The organism is Mesorhizobium sp. WSM4813 (genome assembly GCF_055811555.1).
In genome coordinates, this window is the sequence record NZ_JBVVQU010000090.1 from 1 (window position 1) to 16,747 (window position 16,747).

Genomic DNA, 16,747 nt, shown 5'->3' on the forward strand with positions numbered 1-16,747 from the left:
AGCAAGCGAGGCGAGGTCATCGCCGAGCTACGCGGCGAACTGATCGGCATCCTTGACTTTGCCAATCCTCGGCAAAATCATCAGACCGGAGACGTTAGGACAAAGGTCGAAGCTTGTCCCCGCAACCAAATACACAAAACGGCCCGCCTCAGTGCGGGCCGTTTTGCGTTTGAACCGCGCTGGCCGCTTCTCCGGCACCGAAGCGATCATGCGGTTGAGTTCAGGCCGTGTTGACCCTATCGCAGGCTTTCCAGCTCGCGGATGCGTTTGGCGCCGTCGGCCTCGAGCTGCCGGGTGACGGCGCCGATCAGCGTTTCGGCAACGACAAAAAGGGCAGCCGAGGAATCCCAGGCCGAGGGCACGGCGGTGCGCCCGGCGATGACATGGCGGGCGAAGCGGGCGATCGGCGACAGCCACTGGTCGGTGAACAGCACGATCTGCACGCCGCGCTGATGCGCCGTCTCGGCAAAGCGGACCAGGCTGTCCTGGTAGCGCCTGATGTCGAAGATCACCAGCACGTCACGTTTGCCCATGTCGATCAGCCGGTCGCGCCAGACGCTTTCCTGTCCGGCGAGGTGAAAGACATTGGGCTGGATGATAGCAAGGTGAGCGGCCATATAGCGCGCCAGCGGATCGGTGAAGCGGCCACCGATCAGGAAGGTCTTACCGCGCCGGTCGGCAAGCTTTGCGACGATGTCGGCAAGCTGCTTGTCGGACAGGTGCCTGAACGTCTCGCGCAGGTTGTCAAGCGTCGCCTCCAGCATCGGCGACACCGCGCCGCCGTTCGGCGATGGCGGGTTGAGCGTCCGTGACGCTGGCGACTGCAGTTGTGCCGCCAACTCGTCCTGTAGCGCCGACTGGAATTCCGGGTAGTTCTGGAAGCCGAGCCGGGCGACGAAACGCAGGATGGTCGGCGAGGAGACGCCGGCGGCAGCTGAGAACTCGGCGACCGTCTTCAGGCCGATCAGCGGATAGTTGGCGATCAGCGCTTGCGCTGCGCGGCGTTCGCCCGCCGGCATCGTGCCGATGCGATCGGAGATCAGTTCGGCAATGCTCGAAATCATCTTTCCCCACCCTTGGCTGCTTTGCCGAAATCGCATTTGACAAAGCCGGATAAACTGTATGAAATCATCCATAGGGACGCAATGAGACAAAATACGTAATATTCGGTACAGCGCTCCCCGGGGACTGAAAACAATGGAGACAGCACGGCCCGCCAGCCTTGCATCGCCTGAAACCGTGAGGGTGACCAACCCTGGCGGATCGAGCCCATTCGTGCTGACCTGCGACCATGCCTCCAACTTCCTGCCGCCGGAATTCGGAACGCTCGGCCTTGCTGCCGAAGAGCTTTCCCGCCACATCGCCTGGGACCCCGGCGCGCTGCCGGTCGCCCGCCGCATGGCCGACGCGCTCGACGCGACGCTGGTCGAGACCCGCATTTCGCGCCTTGTCATCGACTGCAACCGCCCGCTCGACGCGCCGGACCTTGTGCCGCCGGTCAGCGAGACCACGGCCATTCCGGGCAATGCCGGCCTGTCGGAAAAGCAGCGCGCCGCGCGCGTCGCTCTGTCCTGGCAACCCTTCCATGACGCGGTCGCGAGCATTATCGACGAAAGGCTGGCGCGCGGGCGTGAGACGCGGCTGGTTTCAATCCATTCCTTCAACCCGGTCTACAAGGGTATGAGCCGGCCCTGGCACATCGGCATCATCCATGACGAGGATCGCCGGCTGGCAGCGCCGCTTGTCGCCGCGCTGCAGCGACTCGCCGGCGTCACGGTCGGCGTCAACCAACCCTATTCGCCGGCCGACCGCGTCTATTTCACCCTGGAACGGCACGCGCGCCCGCGGGAGCTGCCCTGCGCGATGATCGAAATCCGCAACGACGAAGTATCCGACGAAGCCGGGCAGCGAAAATGGGCGGATCTGCTCACGGGGATTTTTTCCGATCTCGAGCCGTTGTCCGGATCTCAGGGATCCGGCCGGCGCGAGCTCGGCCATCCGGTGGAACCGGTCAACTGACAAGAAGAAGGGGACTTTCAAATGGCAGGCGGTAATACGAAGCAAGTCGGCAGCGTCGCATACGCGAAGCGCGACAAATCTTATTTCGAGGACCGGCAACTGGTGCGTCACGCCAATGTCTGGCATCTGTGGGCGCTCGGCGTCGGTGCCGTCATATCCGGACATTTTTCGGGCTGGAATTTCGGATTCGGGACGGGCGGCTGGGGCGGCATGCTGGTGGCCGGCATCATCATCGCCATCATGTATATCGGCCTCGTCTTCTCGATCGCCGAGATGAGCCCGGCTTTGCCGCACACCGGCGCTGCCTACTCCTTCGCCCGGACGGCGATGGGACCATGGGGCGGCTTCATCACCGGACTTTGCGAAAACGTCGAGTATGTTGTGACGCCCGCCGTCATCGCCTTCTTCATTGGCTCCTATATGGGAGGCATCTGGTCGGTCGCCTTTCCCGACTCCAGCGTCTGGCCACCACTTTGGTGGCTGGTGACCTATGCCGTGTTTCTGGCGCTGAACATTTTCGGCGTCGCGCTGTCCTTCCGCGTCACCCTGGTCGTGACGTTGCTGTCGCTCGCCGTGCTGATCGTATTCTGGATCAGCGCCATCCCGAACATGGACTTTTCGCGATGGGCGCTGAACATCGGCGTCGGCCCGGACGGAGCGGCGATGGAGCTTCCCGAAGGCAATGGCTCGATGTTCCCGTTCGGCTTCTCGGGCGTGCTGGCGACGCTGCCCTTCGCGGTGTGGTTGTTCCTGGCGATCGAGCAGCTTCCGCTGGCGGCGGAAGAATCGGTCGACCCCAAGCGCGATATGCCGCGCGGCATTATCGCCGGCATGCTGACGCTGATCGTCTCGGCCTTCATGATCGTGTTGCTCAACCCGTCGGTCGTCGGAGTCGGTTCCTTCAAGCTCGCCACTTCCGGCGAGCCTTTGCTTGACGGGTTCCGGGCGATTTATGGCGACTCGGGCGCAGTGCTGCTTGGCCTCATCGCGCTGATTGGATTGATCGCAAGCTTCCACACCATCATCTTCGCCATGGGCCGCCAGGTCTATTCGCTGAGCCGCGCAGGCTATTTCCCGTCGGCGCTGTCCGTGACCCACAAATCCTACAAGACTCCCTATGTGGCGATGTTTGCGGGCGCCATCGTCGGCTTTGGCATCATGCTGATCATGTGGTTCGCGCTTGGCGGCGATACTGCCGGTTCGCTCATCGGCTCGGTGTTGCTGAACATGGCGGTGTTCGGCGCCATGTTCTCTTACATCCTGCAGGCGGTGTCCTTCATCTTGCTGCGTCAGAACCAGCCGAACATGGAGCGTCCTTATCGCAGCCCGCTCGGCGTCCCGGGCGCCGTGCTGACGATCGGCATCGGCGTGGTCACCCTGCTCTACCAGATTCAGGACGCGAACTTCACCAAGGGCGTGGTGTGGGTGGCGCTGTGGTTCGCCATCGCGATCGTCTATTTCGGGCTGGTCGGCCGTCACAAGCTGATCCTGTCGCCGGAAGAAGAGTTCGCGCTGGAGCACGCGCAGAAAGCCTGACCTGTCTCGAACCCAAAAACACCTGGCCGCTTCTCGCGGCCGGGTCCAGATTTGAACTCTCGAAGCGCCACAAAGGCGGCGGAGCTTGCAAGAATGGCCGGAAATTTCTCGTTCGATCAGTTGAAGAAGGCGGTCTCCAGCGGGGAGGTCGACACGGTGCTGGCCTGCATCGTCGACATGCAGGGCCGGCTGGCGGGAAAGCGGTTCCTGGCCCAGTATTTCGTCTATTCCGCCCATGACGAGACGCATGGCTGCAACTATCTGCTGGCCGCCGACATCGATATGGAGCCGGTGCCCGGCTACAAGGCGGCGAGCTGGTCGAAGGGTTACGGCGACTTCGTCATGAAGCCCGATCTGTCGACGCTGCGGCGCATTCCATGGCTGGAAAAGACGGCGCTGGTGATCTGCGACGTGCTCGACCATCACACCCATGACGACCTGCCGCATTCGCCGCGCGCCATCCTGAAAAAGCAGGTCAAACGGCTGAGCGAGCGCGGCTATATCGGCTATTTCGCCTCCGAACTCGAATTCTATCTGTTCAGCGAAACCTACGATTCCGCTCGCAAGAAGCACTGGCAAGGCCTCGACACCGCCTCGCCCTATCTCGGCGACTACCAGATCGGCATCACCACCAAGGAAGAAGGCGTCATGCGCCGGCTCCGCAACGAGATGGAAGCGGCCGGCATTCCGATCGAGAACTCCAAGGGCGAGTGGGGTCCGGGCCAGGAAGAGATCAATGTCCGCTATGCCGAGGCGCTCGACATGGCCGACCGCCACGTCATCCTGAAGAACGGCGCCAAGGAAATCGCCGAGTCCGAAGGCAAGGCGATTTCGTTCATGGCCAAGTACAATTACGGGCTGGCCGGCAATTCCAGCCACATCCACAATTCGCTGTGGAGCGCCGACGGCAAGACGCCGCTTTTCTATGACAGACAAGCCGAATGGACGCTGTCGACGCTCGGCCAGCAATGGGCGGCGGGCCAGCTCAAATATGCCAGGGAGTTCACCTGGTTCCTGGCGCCCTACATCAACTCCTACAAGCGCTTCCAGGCCGGCACCTTCGCGCCGACCAAGATCATGTGGAGCGAGGACAACCGCACCGCCGGTTTCCGCCTGTGCGGCGAGGGAACCAAGGGCATCCGCATGGAATGCCGCATCGGCGGCGCCGATCTGAACCCCTATCTCGCCTTCGCTGCGCTGATCGCGGCGGGCCTTGCCGGCATCGACGAAAAGCTTGAACTGCAGAAGCCCTTCGTCGGCGACGCCTATCAAGCCTCGCAGCTGCCGGAAATTCCGAAGACCCTGCGCGATGCGACAGAAACGCTGGCGACATCGGAGATGCTGAAGCAGGCGTTCGGCGACGGCGTGCTCGAGCATTACGTCCATACGGCGCGCTGGGAGCAGTTCGAATACGACCGCCGCATTACCGATTGGGAACTGCATAGAGGATTCGAGCGGTATTAGAAAGATAGTAAGATACTATCTATACCTTGACCGAAAATGCGGCTTGAGCTAGGTTGTACGATGACCGAAGGAACCAAATACCATCCGCTTTTCGAGCATCTCCTGTTCTCGGGCCAGGGCCAGATGTCGATGAGCTTCGCAGAGATCGAGCAAGTTATCGGTGGCCGCTTGCCGCCGTCGGCACGACAGCGGGAGGAATGGTGGGCGAACAGCCCGAGCGGACACAGCCAGGCGCGCGCCTGGTTGCGCGCAAACTACCGGGCGTCTCGTGTCGATCTTGCGAACGAGCGGGTGGATTTCAAACTGGAGGGATGGCCCGAAGGTTATCGAAAGCCGAATCTGGCTGCCACAGACAAGACTCGTTCGGGAATGGCGGAACCAGCGCAGGCCAGCTACGAACTTCCGCAGGGAAATACCGACCATCCTCTTTTCGGCATATGGACAGGCAAGGTCACGCTTCTCCAAGGACATGATTACACGAGGCCGGCCTTTGAGCCTGACGTGCTGCCGTGACGTACAGGCTGCTGCTCGACACTTGCGCGATCATATGGATAGCGCTGAACGAGCCAATCACGCCGGAAGCCAAGATTGCCATCAACAGCGCCGGGGCTGTTGACGAGAAGGTCCGGGTTTCCCCCATTTCGGCCTGGGAGTTGGGCCTGCTGAGCGCCAAGGGCCGGTTGGCGGCAGCAAAGTCGCCAGCAAGCATTTTTGGGGAAGTGATCGCCACGCCAGGCATCAAGCTCGAGGCTCTTTCGCCGGAATTGTTGATTCAATCGTCTTTCTTGCCTGGATCGCTCCACGGCGATCCGGCGGATAGGATATTGATCGCGACAGCGCGGGCGTTCGATTTGACGCTCGTGACGCGCGATCAGTCAATACTGGATTATGCAAGAGCCGGGCATGTTCGCGCCCTTGCCTGCTGACGCTTTGCCTTCGATAAATGGAGACGCCCACTTGGAAACCGTAAAAATAAAATCTCCCGTCGATGGTTCGATCTATGCCGAACGGCCAATCGCGACGGACCAGGCGATCAATGCGGCGGTCGAGCGTGCCAAGGCGGCGCAGGAGAAATGGGCTGAGACGCCGATCGTCGAGCGCGGCAAATACATGCTCGCCATGCTGGAAGCGCTGGTCGCCATGACCGACGAGATCGTGCCGGAGATCGCCTGGCAGATGGGCCGCCCGGTGCGTTATGGCGGCGAGTTCGGCGGCGTCAGGGAACGCACCAGCTACATGGTCGAGATCGCCGAAGCGGCACTCAAGCCGGTGATGGCCTCCAATCCGAAGGACGGGTTTCGCCGCTATGTGAAGAAGGTGCCGCTCGGCGTGGTCATGGTGATCGCGCCGTGGAACTATCCCTATCTCACCGCCGTCAACACCATCGTGCCGGCGCTGATGGCCGGCAGTGCCGTCATTCTCAAGCATGCGGCGCAGACGCTGCTGGTCGGCGAACGTTTTCAACAGGCGTTCGACAAAGCAGGGCTGCCCAAAGGTCTGTTCCAGAACCTCGTCATGAACCATGTGCAGGCGGAAAAACTGCTCGGCTCGGGCAAGATCGACCATGTCAATTTCACCGGCTCGGTTGCCGGTGGCCGTGCTATCGAAAAAGCCGCGGCAGGCACCTTCATGACGCTCGGCCTCGAGCTCGGCGGCAAGGACCCGGCCTATGTCCTGGCCGACGCCAAGATGGATCATGCCGTCGCCAATTTGGTCGACGGCGCCTTCTACAATTCCGGCCAGTGCTGCTGCGGCATCGAGCGCGTCTATGTCCACGAGAAGGTCTATGACGAGTTCGTCGAAGGCTTCATCGCCGAAACCAAGAACTACGTCGTCGGCAACCCGCTCGACCAGGCGACGACGATGGGGCCGATGGCACAGGCGCGCTTCGCCGACCTGATCCGCGAGCAGAAGGCCGAGGCGCTACGCAAGGGCGCCAAGACCCACATCAACATGAAGGTTGCCAATGACGAGCAAGGCTCGCCCTATCTGGCGCCGGAAGTGCTGACCGGGGTCGATCATCAGATGAGCGTCATGCGCGAGGAAAGTTTCGGGCCGATCGTCGGCATCATGAAGGTGCGCAATGACGAAGAGGCGATCGCGCTGATGAACGACAGCCCCTATGGGCTGACGGCCTCGATCTGGACGGGCGACACCGAGCATGCGGCGGCGATTGGTGATCGCGTCGAGACCGGCACCGTGTTCATGAACCGCTGCGACTATCTCGATCCGGCGCTGGTCTGGACCGGCGTCAAGGACACCGGCAAGGGCGCTGCGCTGTCGGCCATCGGCTACGACAATCTGACGAGGCCGAAATCATACCATCTGCGTGAAGCCATCTGATTTTTCGAAAGACAAAAATGACAAAATTGATTTCCAAATGGAACTATCCGACAACCGTGCGCTTCGGCGCTGGGCGCATCAAGGAATTGCCTGATGTGCTTGATGCCACCGGCATCAAGCGGCCGCTGTTCGTTACCGATCCAGGGCTGGCCAAACTTCCGGTGGTCGCTTCTACGTTGAAGATCCTCGACGACGCCAAGGTGCCCTATGGCGTGTTTTCCGAGGTCAAGCCGAACCCGGTGGACTCCAACCTGACCTCCGGCATTGCCGTGTTCAAGAAGGGCAAGCATGACGGCGTCATCGCCTTCGGCGGCGGCTCGGCGCTCGACCTCGGCAAGCTGATCGCCTTCCAGGCCGGCCAGACGCGGCCGGTCTGGGATTTCGAAGATATCGGTGACTGGTGGACGCGCGCCAACTCCGATGCGATCGCGCCGATCATCGCCGTGCCGACCACCGCCGGTACCGGCTCGGAAGTCGGCCGCGCCGGCGTCATCACCAATGAAGCGACCCACACCAAGAAGGTCATCTTCCATCCGAAACTTTTGCCGGCCATCGTCATCGCCGATCCTGAACTGTCGGTCGGCATGCCGGGCTTCATCACCGCCGGCACCGGCATGGACGCGCTTGCTCACTGCCTGGAGGCCTATTGCGCGCCGGGCTATCATCCGATGGCCGACGGCATCGCGGTCGAAGGCGTGCGGCTTGTCTTCGAGAACCTGCCGAAGGCCTTTGCCAACGGCAAGGATCTCGTCGCCCGCGCCCACATGATGAGTACGGCCGCCATGGGCGCCGCCGCCTTCCAGAAAGGGCTGGGCGCGATCCACTCGCTGTCGCATCCGATCGGCGCGCTCTACGATACCCATCACGGCATGACCAACGCCGTGTTCATGCCCTATGTGCTGACCTTCAACCGCGACGCCATCGAGGCGCGCATCGCCCGGCTTGCGGCTTATTGCGGCATCAAGGGCGGCTTCGACGGTTTCGCCAAGGCCGTCATCAAGCTGCGCAAGGAATTGAAGGTGCCGCACGCGCTGCCGGGCCTGATCAACGGGCTCGACATGGACAAGAAGCGCAAGGGCCTGATCGCCAACATGGCGGTGGTCGATCCGACGGCCGGCGGCAACCCGGTCAAGCTGACCAGGAAGGCGGCGCTGACGCTGCTCGACAATGCCATTGCCGGCACCGTCTGAGACGGTTTTCGCGCCGAAAATTGATCTGGGAAATTGAGGCAAAGAAAGGGGAAAGATGAAAAGTAAGACAGAAATTCGTTAGCCGGAAAAATAATCGCGGAACGATTGCTACAGCCGGTTAAAAAGAGTTTACTTTTTCGCACTGCAGGGCATCGCTTTCACAAAGCTTTCATCGGGCTGTCACACGAAAACGATACCGCATCGCAGGCGTCCAACGGCGTCAGTTCAACGGAGAGAACACATGTTCAAATTCACGGGAAAAGTGCTTTCCCTTACGGCCGTCGCCCTGATGGCGACCTCTGCCATCTCGTCGGCGCAGTCCATGGATGAACTGGTCGCCGCCGCCAAGGCGGAAGGCCAGCTCACCACCATCGCGCTGCCGCACAGCTGGTGCGGCTATGGGGACGTCATCGCCGGCTTCAAGGCGAAGTATCCGGAAATCACCGTCAACGAGCTCAACCCCGATGCCGGCTCCGGCGACGAGATTGAGGCGATCAAGGCCAACAAGGACAATAAGGGCCCGCAGGCGCCTGATGTCATCGACGTCGGCCTGTCTTTTGGTCCGTCCGCCAAGGCAGACGGCCTGATCCAGCCCTACAAGGTGTCGACCTGGGATACGATCCCTGACAGCGCCAAGGATGCCGATGGCTACTGGTACGGCGACTACTACGGCGTGCTCGCCTTCGGCGTGAACAAGGCCGTCGTGCAGAACGCACCACAGGACTGGGCTGACCTGCAGAAGCCGGAATACGCCAACTCGGTGGCGCTCGCCGGTGACCCGCGCACCTCGAACAACGCCGTCATGTCGGTCTACGCTTCGGGCCTTGCGGCTGGCGGTACCGGCGGCCAGGACGCCGCCGCCAAGGGTCTGCAGTTCTTCAAGCAGCTCAACGATGCCGGCAACTTCGTGCCGGTCGACGGTGAAGCGGCAGCTGTTGCCCAGGGCACGACTCCGATCGTGATGAACTGGGACTACAACCTGCTCGCCATGCGCGACAAGATGGCTGGCAATCCGGAAATCGAAATCGTCGTGCCAAAGAGCGCGGTGGTCGCAGGCGTCTACGTACAGGCGATCAGCGCCTATGCGCCGCATCCGAACGCCGCCAAGCTGTGGATGGAGTACCTCTACTCAGACGAAGGCCAGCTCGGCTGGCTGAAGGGCTACTGCCACCCGATCCGCTTCAATGACCTCGCCAAGAAGGGCGTGATCCCGAAGGAGATGCTGGACAAGCTGCCGGCCGCCGAGAACTACGAAAAGGCGATCTTCCCAACCTTGGAGGAACAGAACGCTGCCAAGAAGGAAATCAGCACGAACTGGGATGCCATCGTTGGCGCCGTCGTGAAGTAATTCATAGGGCGCCGGCCGGTTCGCCGCCCGGCACCCTATGCCAACTTCGGGAATTCCATGGCAGACTCCACAATGTCCCAGACAGCCAGCGCCAGCCCTGGCGCGCCGGAGATCAGCCACCTTCGGCTGCCACTGCATTGGTTAGGCGTAACTCCGTTCTTCATTTTCGCACTGCTCTTTCTGATCTTGCCCACGGTAGGGCTGATCGCGGGCGCGTTCAAAAATGCAGCCGGCGAGTATACGCTCGACAACATCATAGCGTTGTCGCAACCAAAGCTCGCGGCCGCCTATTGGGTATCTATTCAGATCAGCTTTGTCTCCGCGGTCCTTGGCGCGTTGATCGGCCTGGCCATGGCGGTGGCGGTGATTCGCGGCGGCTTGCCGCCGTGGTTACGCTCGGCAACCTTGACCTTCTCGGGCGTCGCCTCGAATTTCGCCGGCGTGCCGCTGGCGTTCTCGTTCATCGCGACGCTAGGCCGGCTCGGCGTGGCCACGATCCTGTTGCGAGACGTTTTCGGCATTAACATCTATTCGCTCGGCTTCAGTATCTTTTCGTTCTGGGGCCTGATCCTCACCTACCTCTATTTCCAAATTCCATTGATGATCGTCATCATCACGCCAGCGGTCGACGGGCTGAAGAAGGAATGGGGCGAAGCTGCCGCCACGCTCGGCGCAACCAATTGGCAATATTGGCGCATGGTGGTCATCCCCGTCTTGTGGCCGAGTTTTCTCGGTACGACGGTCCTCCTTTTTGCCAACGCGTTCGGAGCGGTCGCAACGGCCTATGCACTGACGGGGCCGTCACTCAACATCGTGCCAATCCAGCTGTTCGCGCAGATTCGCGGCGACGTGCTTTACAATCCGAATCTAGGTTATGCGCTTGCATTCGGCATGATCGTCATCACCGGCCTGGCCAATCTCTTCTATATCCTGTTCCAACGGCGAGCCGAACGGTGGCTGAAATGAAGCAAGGCAGCCGCTTTTGGGCCTGGCTCGTTTTTGGCGTGGGAACCACCTATTTTGTCCTGCCGCTTTTGGCGACCTTTGAATTCTCGTTGCGTAAGCGGCGAGGGGAATACTCCTTTGACGCCTACCGCTCGGTCTTCGGAGATCCGAATTTCCAGGCGACATTTACCTACTCCGTCGTTGTGGCAATCTTTACCATCCTTTTGGGCGTGCTCCTCGTTGTTCCGACGGCCTACTGGATACGGCTGCGGCTACCGCATCTGCGGCCAGTCGTAGAATTCATCACCCTGCTGCCGCTGGTTATTCCCGCCATCGTCATCGTTTTCGGCTACATCAGAATGTTCGGTTCGAATTCAACGCTGCCCTTTCTCGCGACAGCGCGCGGCGCCGATGCCCTGCTGGTCATCGGCTATGCAGTGCTGGCGCTGCCATATATGTACCGGGCGGTCGATACTGGTCTCAGGACCATCGACGTCAGAACGCTCACCGAAGCCGCACAAATCCTCGGTGCCGGCTGGACCACCATCATCGCCCGCATCATCCTGCCGAACGTGCTGATCGCCGTCTTGTCCGGCGCGTTCCTGAGTTTTGCCATCGTCATCGGCGAGTTCACCATGGCATCGCTGCTGAATCGCCCGGCTTTCGGCCCCTATCTGCAAAACATCGGCGCCAACAGTGCCTATGAGCCATCGGCACTGGCGCTCATCTCGTTCGCCATCACCTGGGGCTGCATGTCGCTGATCCAGATCCTGTCGCGTTTTGCGCCGCGGTCGGCGAACCGGCCAAACTGATCGAAGATTACTGACCGAAAGAAAAGCCATGGCCGAGCCATTCCTCTCAATCCAGCAGGTGCGAAAAGCCTTCGGCCCCACCACCGTCGTCCAGGATTTCAACCTCGACGTCGAGCCGGGCGAGTTCGTCTCCTTCCTCGGGCCATCGGGCTGCGGCAAGACGACGGTGCTGCGCATGGTCGCCGGCTTCGAGGAGCCGAGTGCCGGCAAGATCGTGGTGGCCGGCAAGGACATCACCCGGCTCAAGCCCAACCAGCGCAATGTCGGCATGGTGTTCCAGGCCTATGCGCTGTTTCCAAACCTGACCGTCGCGCAGAACATCGGCTTTGGACTGAAGGTCGCGGGCATGCCCAAGGCGGACGCCGACAGGCGCGTTGCCGAGATGCTCGACCTCATCAAGCTGCCGCAGATGGGCGACCGCTATCCCTATCAACTCTCCGGTGGCCAGCAGCAGCGTATCGCGCTGGCGCGGGCCATCGCGCCGAAGCCGAAGCTCCTGCTGCTCGACGAGCCGCTGTCGGCGCTCGATGCCAAGGTGCGCGTGTCGCTGCGCGAGGAAATCCGCTCGATCCAGAAGAAGCTCGGTATCACCACCGTCTTCGTCACCCATGACCAGGAAGAGGCGCTGTCGATCTCCGACCGCATCGCCGTCATGTATGGCGGCAAGGCCGAGCAGGTCGGCACGCCGTTCGAGATCTATAACCGGCCGGCGACCAAATTCGTCGCCAATTTCGTCGGCACGCTGAACGTGCTCGAAGGCACCGTCACCGACGCGGCGTCAGGCAAGGTGCGCGTCAATTCGCAAGAGGTCTCGCTGCAGGGAAAGCTAAACGGCTCCAAGCCCGGCGACACGCTGTCGCTGGCGCTGCGGCCCGAGGCGATTTCGCTCGGCCGCCATCCCGGCCGCGACTCCAGTCTTTCGGGCGAGATCACTGAAGTGCATTTTCTCGGCTCGGTCATCCGGGTTCGCGTTGGCATCGGCGGCAGCACGGTATCGCTCGACACGTTCAACAGCCCGGCCTCCCCGCCGCCCGCCGTCGGCGAAAAGGCAGAGATTTCCTTCTCGTCGGGCGACATGTTGGTGCTGCATTAGGGGAAGAGTGAATGGTGAATGGTGAATAGTGAACAGCAAGAAGTCACTTTACGCGCCGAAATTTCTGTGTAAGCGACCATTCACCATTCACCATTCACCATTCACCATTCACCAGCACCCGAAGCCGCCGCTTTTTGCAGTGCCAATCGCCCGGCTTCGCCGCTACGATAACGCATGGCGCTTTTCGAGCTGACCCTTGTTCTCCTGCTGATCGCCGTCGCGCTGACGGCGTTGTCGCGACGTCTCCACATTCCTTATCCCTCCTTGCTGGCGTTGGCCGGCGCGGGCATCGGCTTCCTGCCGTTTGCGCCGACAATCGAGATCGATCCCGAACTGGCGCTCGCCTTGTTCATCGCGCCGGTGCTCCTTGACGCGGCCTACGACACGTCGCTGCGCGATCTCAATCGCTACAGGCTGCCGCTTGTCCTGCTGGCGCTAGGCGCCGTCGTTTTCACCACTGCTGCCGTGGCACTCGTCGGCTGGACAATGGCAGGCCTCCCGATCGCTGCGGCTATTGTCCTTGGCGCGATCGTGGCGCCGCCCGATGCCGTCGCGGCGTCGGCCGTGCTTGGACAGTTCAAGGTGCCGCACCGCATCACCGCCATCCTGAAAGGTGAAAGCCTGCTCAACGACGCCACCGCACTCCTGATCTACCGCATGGCGGTTTCGGCCGCTGCCGGCTCCATCCTGCTGAACAGCGCGATTCCGATGATCCTGCTGTCGACGGTCGGCAGCCTTGCCGCTGGTTATGTGCTCGGCCGATTGTCTCTCGCCACGCTCAGCCGGATCGAGGACCCGGCGAGCGGCACTGTGGTGCAATTTGCCGGAACGTTCGGCGTCTGGATCCTGGCCGACAGCATCGGGCTCTCCGCGATTATTACGATCGTAGTCTATGCCATGACCATCGCGCGTACCGCGCCGCGCCGCATGCCGGCTAGAAATCGCGTCAGCTCCTACTCGGTCTGGGAGACGGCGGTGTTCGTGCTCAATGTGCTGGCCTTCGTCCTGATGGGACTTCAGGCACGATTGATCGTCGGCCGGCTGGCCGAGCAGGGGCAGGCCGAGGCATTCGTGTTCGCCGCAACTGTTCTGGCTGTCGTCATCGTCTCGCGTCTCATCTGGGTGCTGGGATGCGGCGCGATCATGAGGTGGCTTGCCAGCTTCGGCGACGCGGACCGTCAGGCCGAAGCCCCGTCGTTTCGCGGCGGTCTGCTGATCGGCTGGTGCGGCATGCGCGGCCTAGTCACCCTTGCGGCAGCGTTTGCCTTGCCGGCCGACTTTCCCGGCCGCGACCCGATCGTGCTCGCCGCTTTCTCGGTCGTCCTCGGCACCCTGGTGTTGCAAGGCATCAGCCTGAAGCCGCTGCTGCGCCTGCTTCGTCTCGACCCGGACGAAATTGTCGACCGCGAAGTCGCGCAGGCGCGCGTCGCCATCATGCAGGCAGCGCTGGACGTGTTGAGCGGCAAGACATCGAATGCCGCGGCTGTGGTCCGCGAGCAATTTGCCGCGCAGCGCCTGATCGCCGAAAATCCTGACGATGGCCAGGCTGCAACCGAGTACGACAGGTTGCGCCTCTGTGCCATCAAGAGCCAGCGCGACGCATTGGAACAGCTGCGTATCGACGGGACGATCGGCGACGAAGCCTATCATCGCCTGGAGGAGGAAATCGACTGGTCGGAATTGGCCGCCTCTCCGCCGGGACGATTCCAGCCGCTGACGACTTAGCTGCGCTATCTGGCCCAAGCTCTCTGTATCCGGCTGCACATTGCAACCAATCCGCCAAACCGCTACTGCCATCACAAAATTGAGCCGGTTAAGCAATGAAGCTGGTCAGCTACAACATCCAGTACGGCTTCGGCAGCGACGGCCGCTACGATCTCGCGCGCGCGGCACGCGTCGTGGCTGGCGCCGACATCATTGCCTTGCAGGAAGTGGAACGGCACTGGCTGCGCAGCAACGAAGACGACCAGCCGGAAATCCTTTCGCGGCTGCTGCCGGAATACCATTGGGTTTATGGCCCGGCCTTCGACATGGACGCCAGCGAGCGGCGTGACGGCCGCATCGTCAACCGGCGGCGGCAATTCGGCACCATGCTCCTGTCCAAGCTGCCGATCGTCTGGTCGCGCCTGCACACGCTGCCGCTGCGCCGCACCGTACGCCCGCTCAACACCCGCAACGCCGCGCTTGAATGCATGATTTACACCCCTGCCGGTCCGGTGCGGGTGCTGTCGCTGCATCTGGCGCATATCGCCGCCGAAGAGCGGCTGGAGCAGATCGAGTACCTGCTCGCCGAGCATCACCGGGCGCCATCCGACGGCGGCCCGTGGAGCGGCGCCGATGACGAACCCGAGCGCAACTGGAGCAATGGCGAGCCGGAGCCGGAAAACCCGCTGGCGGCGATATGGATGGGCGACTTCAACATGGAGCCGGGCAGCGCCGAGTGCCGGCGCATCGTCGGCAGCACACCGTACCATCGCGGTGCTGCCTATCTCGACGGTTTTGTCGATGCCGCCGCTGTCGCTAGCGAACCGACGGCGGATTTCCATACCCATGTGAAGACCATCGACGGCAGACTGGCAAAGCGCCGGCTCGACCATTGCTTCGTCGGCGGGATGTTGGCGGGCCGGGTGCGCTCGGTCACCGCCGATATCGGCGAAATCGCCTCCGACCATTCTCCGCTGCGGGTCGACATCGACCTGGAAACGCCATTCGCAACGGGGGCCGGAGGCGGATGAGCCGCCGATGAGCTTGTTCGTCTTCTTCGCGGTGCTTGCCGCCGCCGCCATGCACGCGATCTGGAACGCGCTGGTCAAGGTCCATCTTGACCGCTTCCTGTCGATCACGCTGATGACGCTTGGCATGGGCGCCGTGGCGCTTCTGGCGCTGCCTTTCGTCGAGGTGCCGAAAGCGGAAGTGTGGCCCTATATCATCGCCTCGGTGATCTTCCACATGGGTTATAGAACGTTCCTGATCGGCGCCTACAAGGCCGGCGATTTCGCCCAAACCTATCCGCTGGCGCGCGGCACCGCGCCGCTGCTGGCTGCACTTGGCGGCATCGTGGTCGTCGCCGAGGTGCCGGCGCCGCTCGCCATTCTCGGCATCGTCCTGCTGTCGGCCGGCACGCTGGTGCTGTCGTTTCGCGGCGGCGCGCATCTGGAAAGGCTGAACCTGCGCGCGGTCGGCTTTGCGCTGGGCACATCGATCTTCATCGCCAGCTATACGCTTTCCGACGGCAGCGGCGCGCGGCTGGCCGCAACTGCATCGAGCTATGCGGCATGGCTGTTCGTCTGTGATGCGGCATGGGCGCTGGTGCTGTGCCTGATCTTTCGCGGACCAAAGGCGCTGCCGGTGCTGGCGCGCGACTGGAAGGCGGGCGTGTACACCGGCGTGCTCAGCGGCGCCGCCTACTGGATCGTGATGTGGGCGATGACCAAGGCGCCGATCGCCTCGGTCGCGGCGCTGCGCGAAACCTCGATCCTGTTCGCCATGATGATCTCGGTGTTTGCGCTCGGCGAGAAGATGACGGGATGGCGCGGTGCCGCCGTGCTCAGCATTGTTGCCGGGGTGGTCGCGCTGAGGCTCGGGTAAGCTAAGCGCTTACATCCAGATCGAACACCATCAGCCCGTCGGTGCCGCCTTCAAGCGCCGCGACCAGCCGGGCGCCGGCTCGACTGTGATCGTCATGCACCAGATAGGCGTCGCGTGCGGCGGCATCGCGGAAGTCGATTGTGAAGCCGTGCGTGAAGCCGCGCGCGAACGGCTCTGGGCTGGTGTTGACGCTGAATTCGACCTTGCCCATACCGTCGATCACCCGCCGCAGCGCCTCAAGATCGGCATGGATTGCCGCGCGCTCGTCGTCGGTGACGTCATTGCGGAATCGAACGAAAACACAGTGCCTGATCATTCTTGGGATCTCATGCCGGTACGCATCCGGTGAAGATCGCAGACGTGCGTATCCGGCGGCCATGAGCACCTGAGCACAGCGGTGCTGGGGTCA

17 protein-coding genes are annotated in these 16,747 nt (G+C 62.1%); 15 read left to right on the forward strand and 2 right to left on the reverse strand.

Annotated features, from left to right (window positions below; translation table 11 throughout):
- A partial coding sequence (locus tag AC0L25_RS30650) for a hypothetical protein (RefSeq protein WP_473598894.1) occupies positions 1 to 234 on the forward strand: 234 nt, incomplete at its 5' end.
- 2 nt (positions 235 to 236) lie between these two features.
- On the opposite strand, the gene AC0L25_RS30655 is transcribed toward AC0L25_RS30650, so the two are convergent.
- Positions 237 to 1,064, reverse strand: coding sequence for a MurR/RpiR family transcriptional regulator (locus tag AC0L25_RS30655; protein WP_455840283.1), 828 nt, complete (start codon positions 1,062 to 1,064; stop codon positions 237 to 239).
- Between the two features lie 133 nt (positions 1,065 to 1,197).
- On the opposite strand from AC0L25_RS30655, the gene AC0L25_RS30660 reads away from it, so the two are divergent.
- The 14 genes from AC0L25_RS30660 (at position 1,198) to AC0L25_RS30725 (ending at position 16,338) form a co-directional block, all read left to right on the forward strand.
- On the forward strand, positions 1,198 to 2,019 hold the full coding sequence (locus AC0L25_RS30660; RefSeq protein ID WP_473598895.1) for an N-formylglutamate amidohydrolase: 822 nt from the start codon (positions 1,198 to 1,200) through the stop codon (positions 2,017 to 2,019).
- 21 nt (positions 2,020 to 2,040) lie between these two features.
- Positions 2,041 to 3,555, forward strand: coding sequence for an amino acid permease (locus AC0L25_RS30665; protein WP_473598896.1), 1,515 nt, complete (start codon positions 2,041 to 2,043; stop codon positions 3,553 to 3,555).
- A 93-nt stretch (positions 3,556 to 3,648) separates the two neighbouring features.
- Positions 3,649 to 5,019 carry a glutamine synthetase family protein gene (locus AC0L25_RS30670; protein WP_473598897.1) on the forward strand — a complete coding sequence of 457 codons (1,371 nt, stop codon included), beginning with the start codon at positions 3,649 to 3,651 and terminating at the stop codon, positions 5,017 to 5,019.
- A gap of 60 nt (positions 5,020 to 5,079) precedes the next feature.
- Complete coding sequence (locus AC0L25_RS30675) at positions 5,080 to 5,532, forward strand: DUF7662 domain-containing protein (protein WP_473598898.1); 453 nt, start codon at positions 5,080 to 5,082, stop codon at positions 5,530 to 5,532.
- On the forward strand, positions 5,529 to 5,945 hold the full coding sequence (locus tag AC0L25_RS30680) for a type II toxin-antitoxin system VapC family toxin (protein WP_473598899.1): 417 nt from the start codon (positions 5,529 to 5,531) through the stop codon (positions 5,943 to 5,945). The genes AC0L25_RS30675 and AC0L25_RS30680 overlap by 4 nt, the downstream gene beginning before the upstream one ends.
- The gene (locus AC0L25_RS30685; protein WP_473598900.1) at positions 5,923 to 7,362 is read left to right on the forward strand and encodes an aldehyde dehydrogenase family protein; all 1,440 of its coding nucleotides are present in this window, start codon (positions 5,923 to 5,925) and stop codon (positions 7,360 to 7,362) included. The genes AC0L25_RS30680 and AC0L25_RS30685 overlap by 23 nt, the downstream gene beginning before the upstream one ends.
- Before the next feature lie 17 nt (positions 7,363 to 7,379).
- Positions 7,380 to 8,552: an iron-containing alcohol dehydrogenase gene (locus tag AC0L25_RS30690; protein WP_473598901.1), complete on the forward strand. Its 1,173-nt coding sequence runs from the start codon at positions 7,380 to 7,382 to the stop codon at positions 8,550 to 8,552.
- 241 nt (positions 8,553 to 8,793) lie between these two features.
- Positions 8,794 to 9,900 carry an ABC transporter substrate-binding protein gene (locus AC0L25_RS30695; protein WP_352955650.1) on the forward strand — a complete coding sequence of 369 codons (1,107 nt, stop codon included), beginning with the start codon at positions 8,794 to 8,796 and terminating at the stop codon, positions 9,898 to 9,900.
- 72 nt (positions 9,901 to 9,972) lie between these two features.
- Complete coding sequence (locus AC0L25_RS30700; RefSeq protein WP_473598902.1) at positions 9,973 to 10,866, forward strand: ABC transporter permease; 894 nt, start codon at positions 9,973 to 9,975, stop codon at positions 10,864 to 10,866.
- Positions 10,863 to 11,657, forward strand: coding sequence for an ABC transporter permease (locus AC0L25_RS30705; RefSeq protein WP_473598908.1), 795 nt, complete (start codon positions 10,863 to 10,865; stop codon positions 11,655 to 11,657). Before AC0L25_RS30700 ends, AC0L25_RS30705 begins: the two co-directional genes overlap by 4 nt.
- Before the next feature lie 28 nt (positions 11,658 to 11,685).
- Positions 11,686 to 12,750: an ABC transporter ATP-binding protein gene (locus AC0L25_RS30710; protein WP_473598903.1), complete on the forward strand. Its 1,065-nt coding sequence runs from the start codon at positions 11,686 to 11,688 to the stop codon at positions 12,748 to 12,750.
- A 174-nt stretch (positions 12,751 to 12,924) separates the two neighbouring features.
- Entirely contained in the window at positions 12,925 to 14,475 is a 1,551-nt protein-coding gene (locus AC0L25_RS30715; protein WP_473598904.1) for a cation:proton antiporter, read from the forward strand.
- A gap of 95 nt (positions 14,476 to 14,570) precedes the next feature.
- Positions 14,571 to 15,485: an endonuclease/exonuclease/phosphatase family protein gene (locus tag AC0L25_RS30720; protein ID WP_473598905.1), complete on the forward strand. Its 915-nt coding sequence runs from the start codon at positions 14,571 to 14,573 to the stop codon at positions 15,483 to 15,485.
- 7 nt (positions 15,486 to 15,492) lie between these two features.
- The gene (locus tag AC0L25_RS30725) at positions 15,493 to 16,338 is read left to right on the forward strand and encodes an EamA family transporter (RefSeq protein ID WP_473598906.1); all 846 of its coding nucleotides are present in this window, start codon (positions 15,493 to 15,495) and stop codon (positions 16,336 to 16,338) included.
- 1 nt (position 16,339) lies between these two features.
- On the opposite strand, the gene AC0L25_RS30730 is transcribed toward AC0L25_RS30725, so the two are convergent.
- Positions 16,340 to 16,654, reverse strand: a complete 315-nt coding sequence (locus AC0L25_RS30730; RefSeq protein WP_473598907.1) for a Dabb family protein — start codon at positions 16,652 to 16,654, stop codon at positions 16,340 to 16,342.
- Positions 16,655 to 16,747: the final 93 nt, after the last annotated feature.

Excerpts from the sequence above, each read along its gene's own strand:
- AC0L25_RS30655 (WP_455840283.1), bottom strand. The coding sequence starts at position 1,064 with ATGATTTCGAGCATTGCCGAACTGATCTCCGATCGCATCGGCACGATG.
- AC0L25_RS30660 (WP_473598895.1), top strand. The coding sequence starts at position 1,198 with ATGGAGACAGCACGGCCCGCCAGCCTTGCATCGCCTGAAACCGTGAGG.
- AC0L25_RS30665 (WP_473598896.1), top strand. The coding sequence starts at position 2,041 with ATGGCAGGCGGTAATACGAAGCAAGTCGGCAGCGTCGCATACGCGAAG.
- AC0L25_RS30670 (WP_473598897.1), top strand. The coding sequence starts at position 3,649 with ATGGCCGGAAATTTCTCGTTCGATCAGTTGAAGAAGGCGGTCTCCAGC.
- AC0L25_RS30675 (WP_473598898.1), top strand. The coding sequence starts at position 5,080 with ATGACCGAAGGAACCAAATACCATCCGCTTTTCGAGCATCTCCTGTTC.
- AC0L25_RS30685 (WP_473598900.1), top strand. The coding sequence starts at position 5,923 with ATGTTCGCGCCCTTGCCTGCTGACGCTTTGCCTTCGATAAATGGAGAC.
- AC0L25_RS30690 (WP_473598901.1), top strand. The coding sequence starts at position 7,380 with ATGACAAAATTGATTTCCAAATGGAACTATCCGACAACCGTGCGCTTC.
- AC0L25_RS30695 (WP_352955650.1), top strand. The coding sequence starts at position 8,794 with ATGTTCAAATTCACGGGAAAAGTGCTTTCCCTTACGGCCGTCGCCCTG.
- AC0L25_RS30700 (WP_473598902.1), top strand. The coding sequence starts at position 9,973 with ATGTCCCAGACAGCCAGCGCCAGCCCTGGCGCGCCGGAGATCAGCCAC.
- AC0L25_RS30705 (WP_473598908.1), top strand. The coding sequence starts at position 10,863 with ATGAAGCAAGGCAGCCGCTTTTGGGCCTGGCTCGTTTTTGGCGTGGGA.
- AC0L25_RS30710 (WP_473598903.1), top strand. The coding sequence starts at position 11,686 with ATGGCCGAGCCATTCCTCTCAATCCAGCAGGTGCGAAAAGCCTTCGGC.
- AC0L25_RS30715 (WP_473598904.1), top strand. The coding sequence starts at position 12,925 with ATGGCGCTTTTCGAGCTGACCCTTGTTCTCCTGCTGATCGCCGTCGCG.
- AC0L25_RS30720 (WP_473598905.1), top strand. The coding sequence starts at position 14,571 with ATGAAGCTGGTCAGCTACAACATCCAGTACGGCTTCGGCAGCGACGGC.
- AC0L25_RS30725 (WP_473598906.1), top strand. The coding sequence starts at position 15,493 with ATGAGCTTGTTCGTCTTCTTCGCGGTGCTTGCCGCCGCCGCCATGCAC.
- AC0L25_RS30730 (WP_473598907.1), bottom strand. The coding sequence starts at position 16,654 with ATGATCAGGCACTGTGTTTTCGTTCGATTCCGCAATGACGTCACCGAC.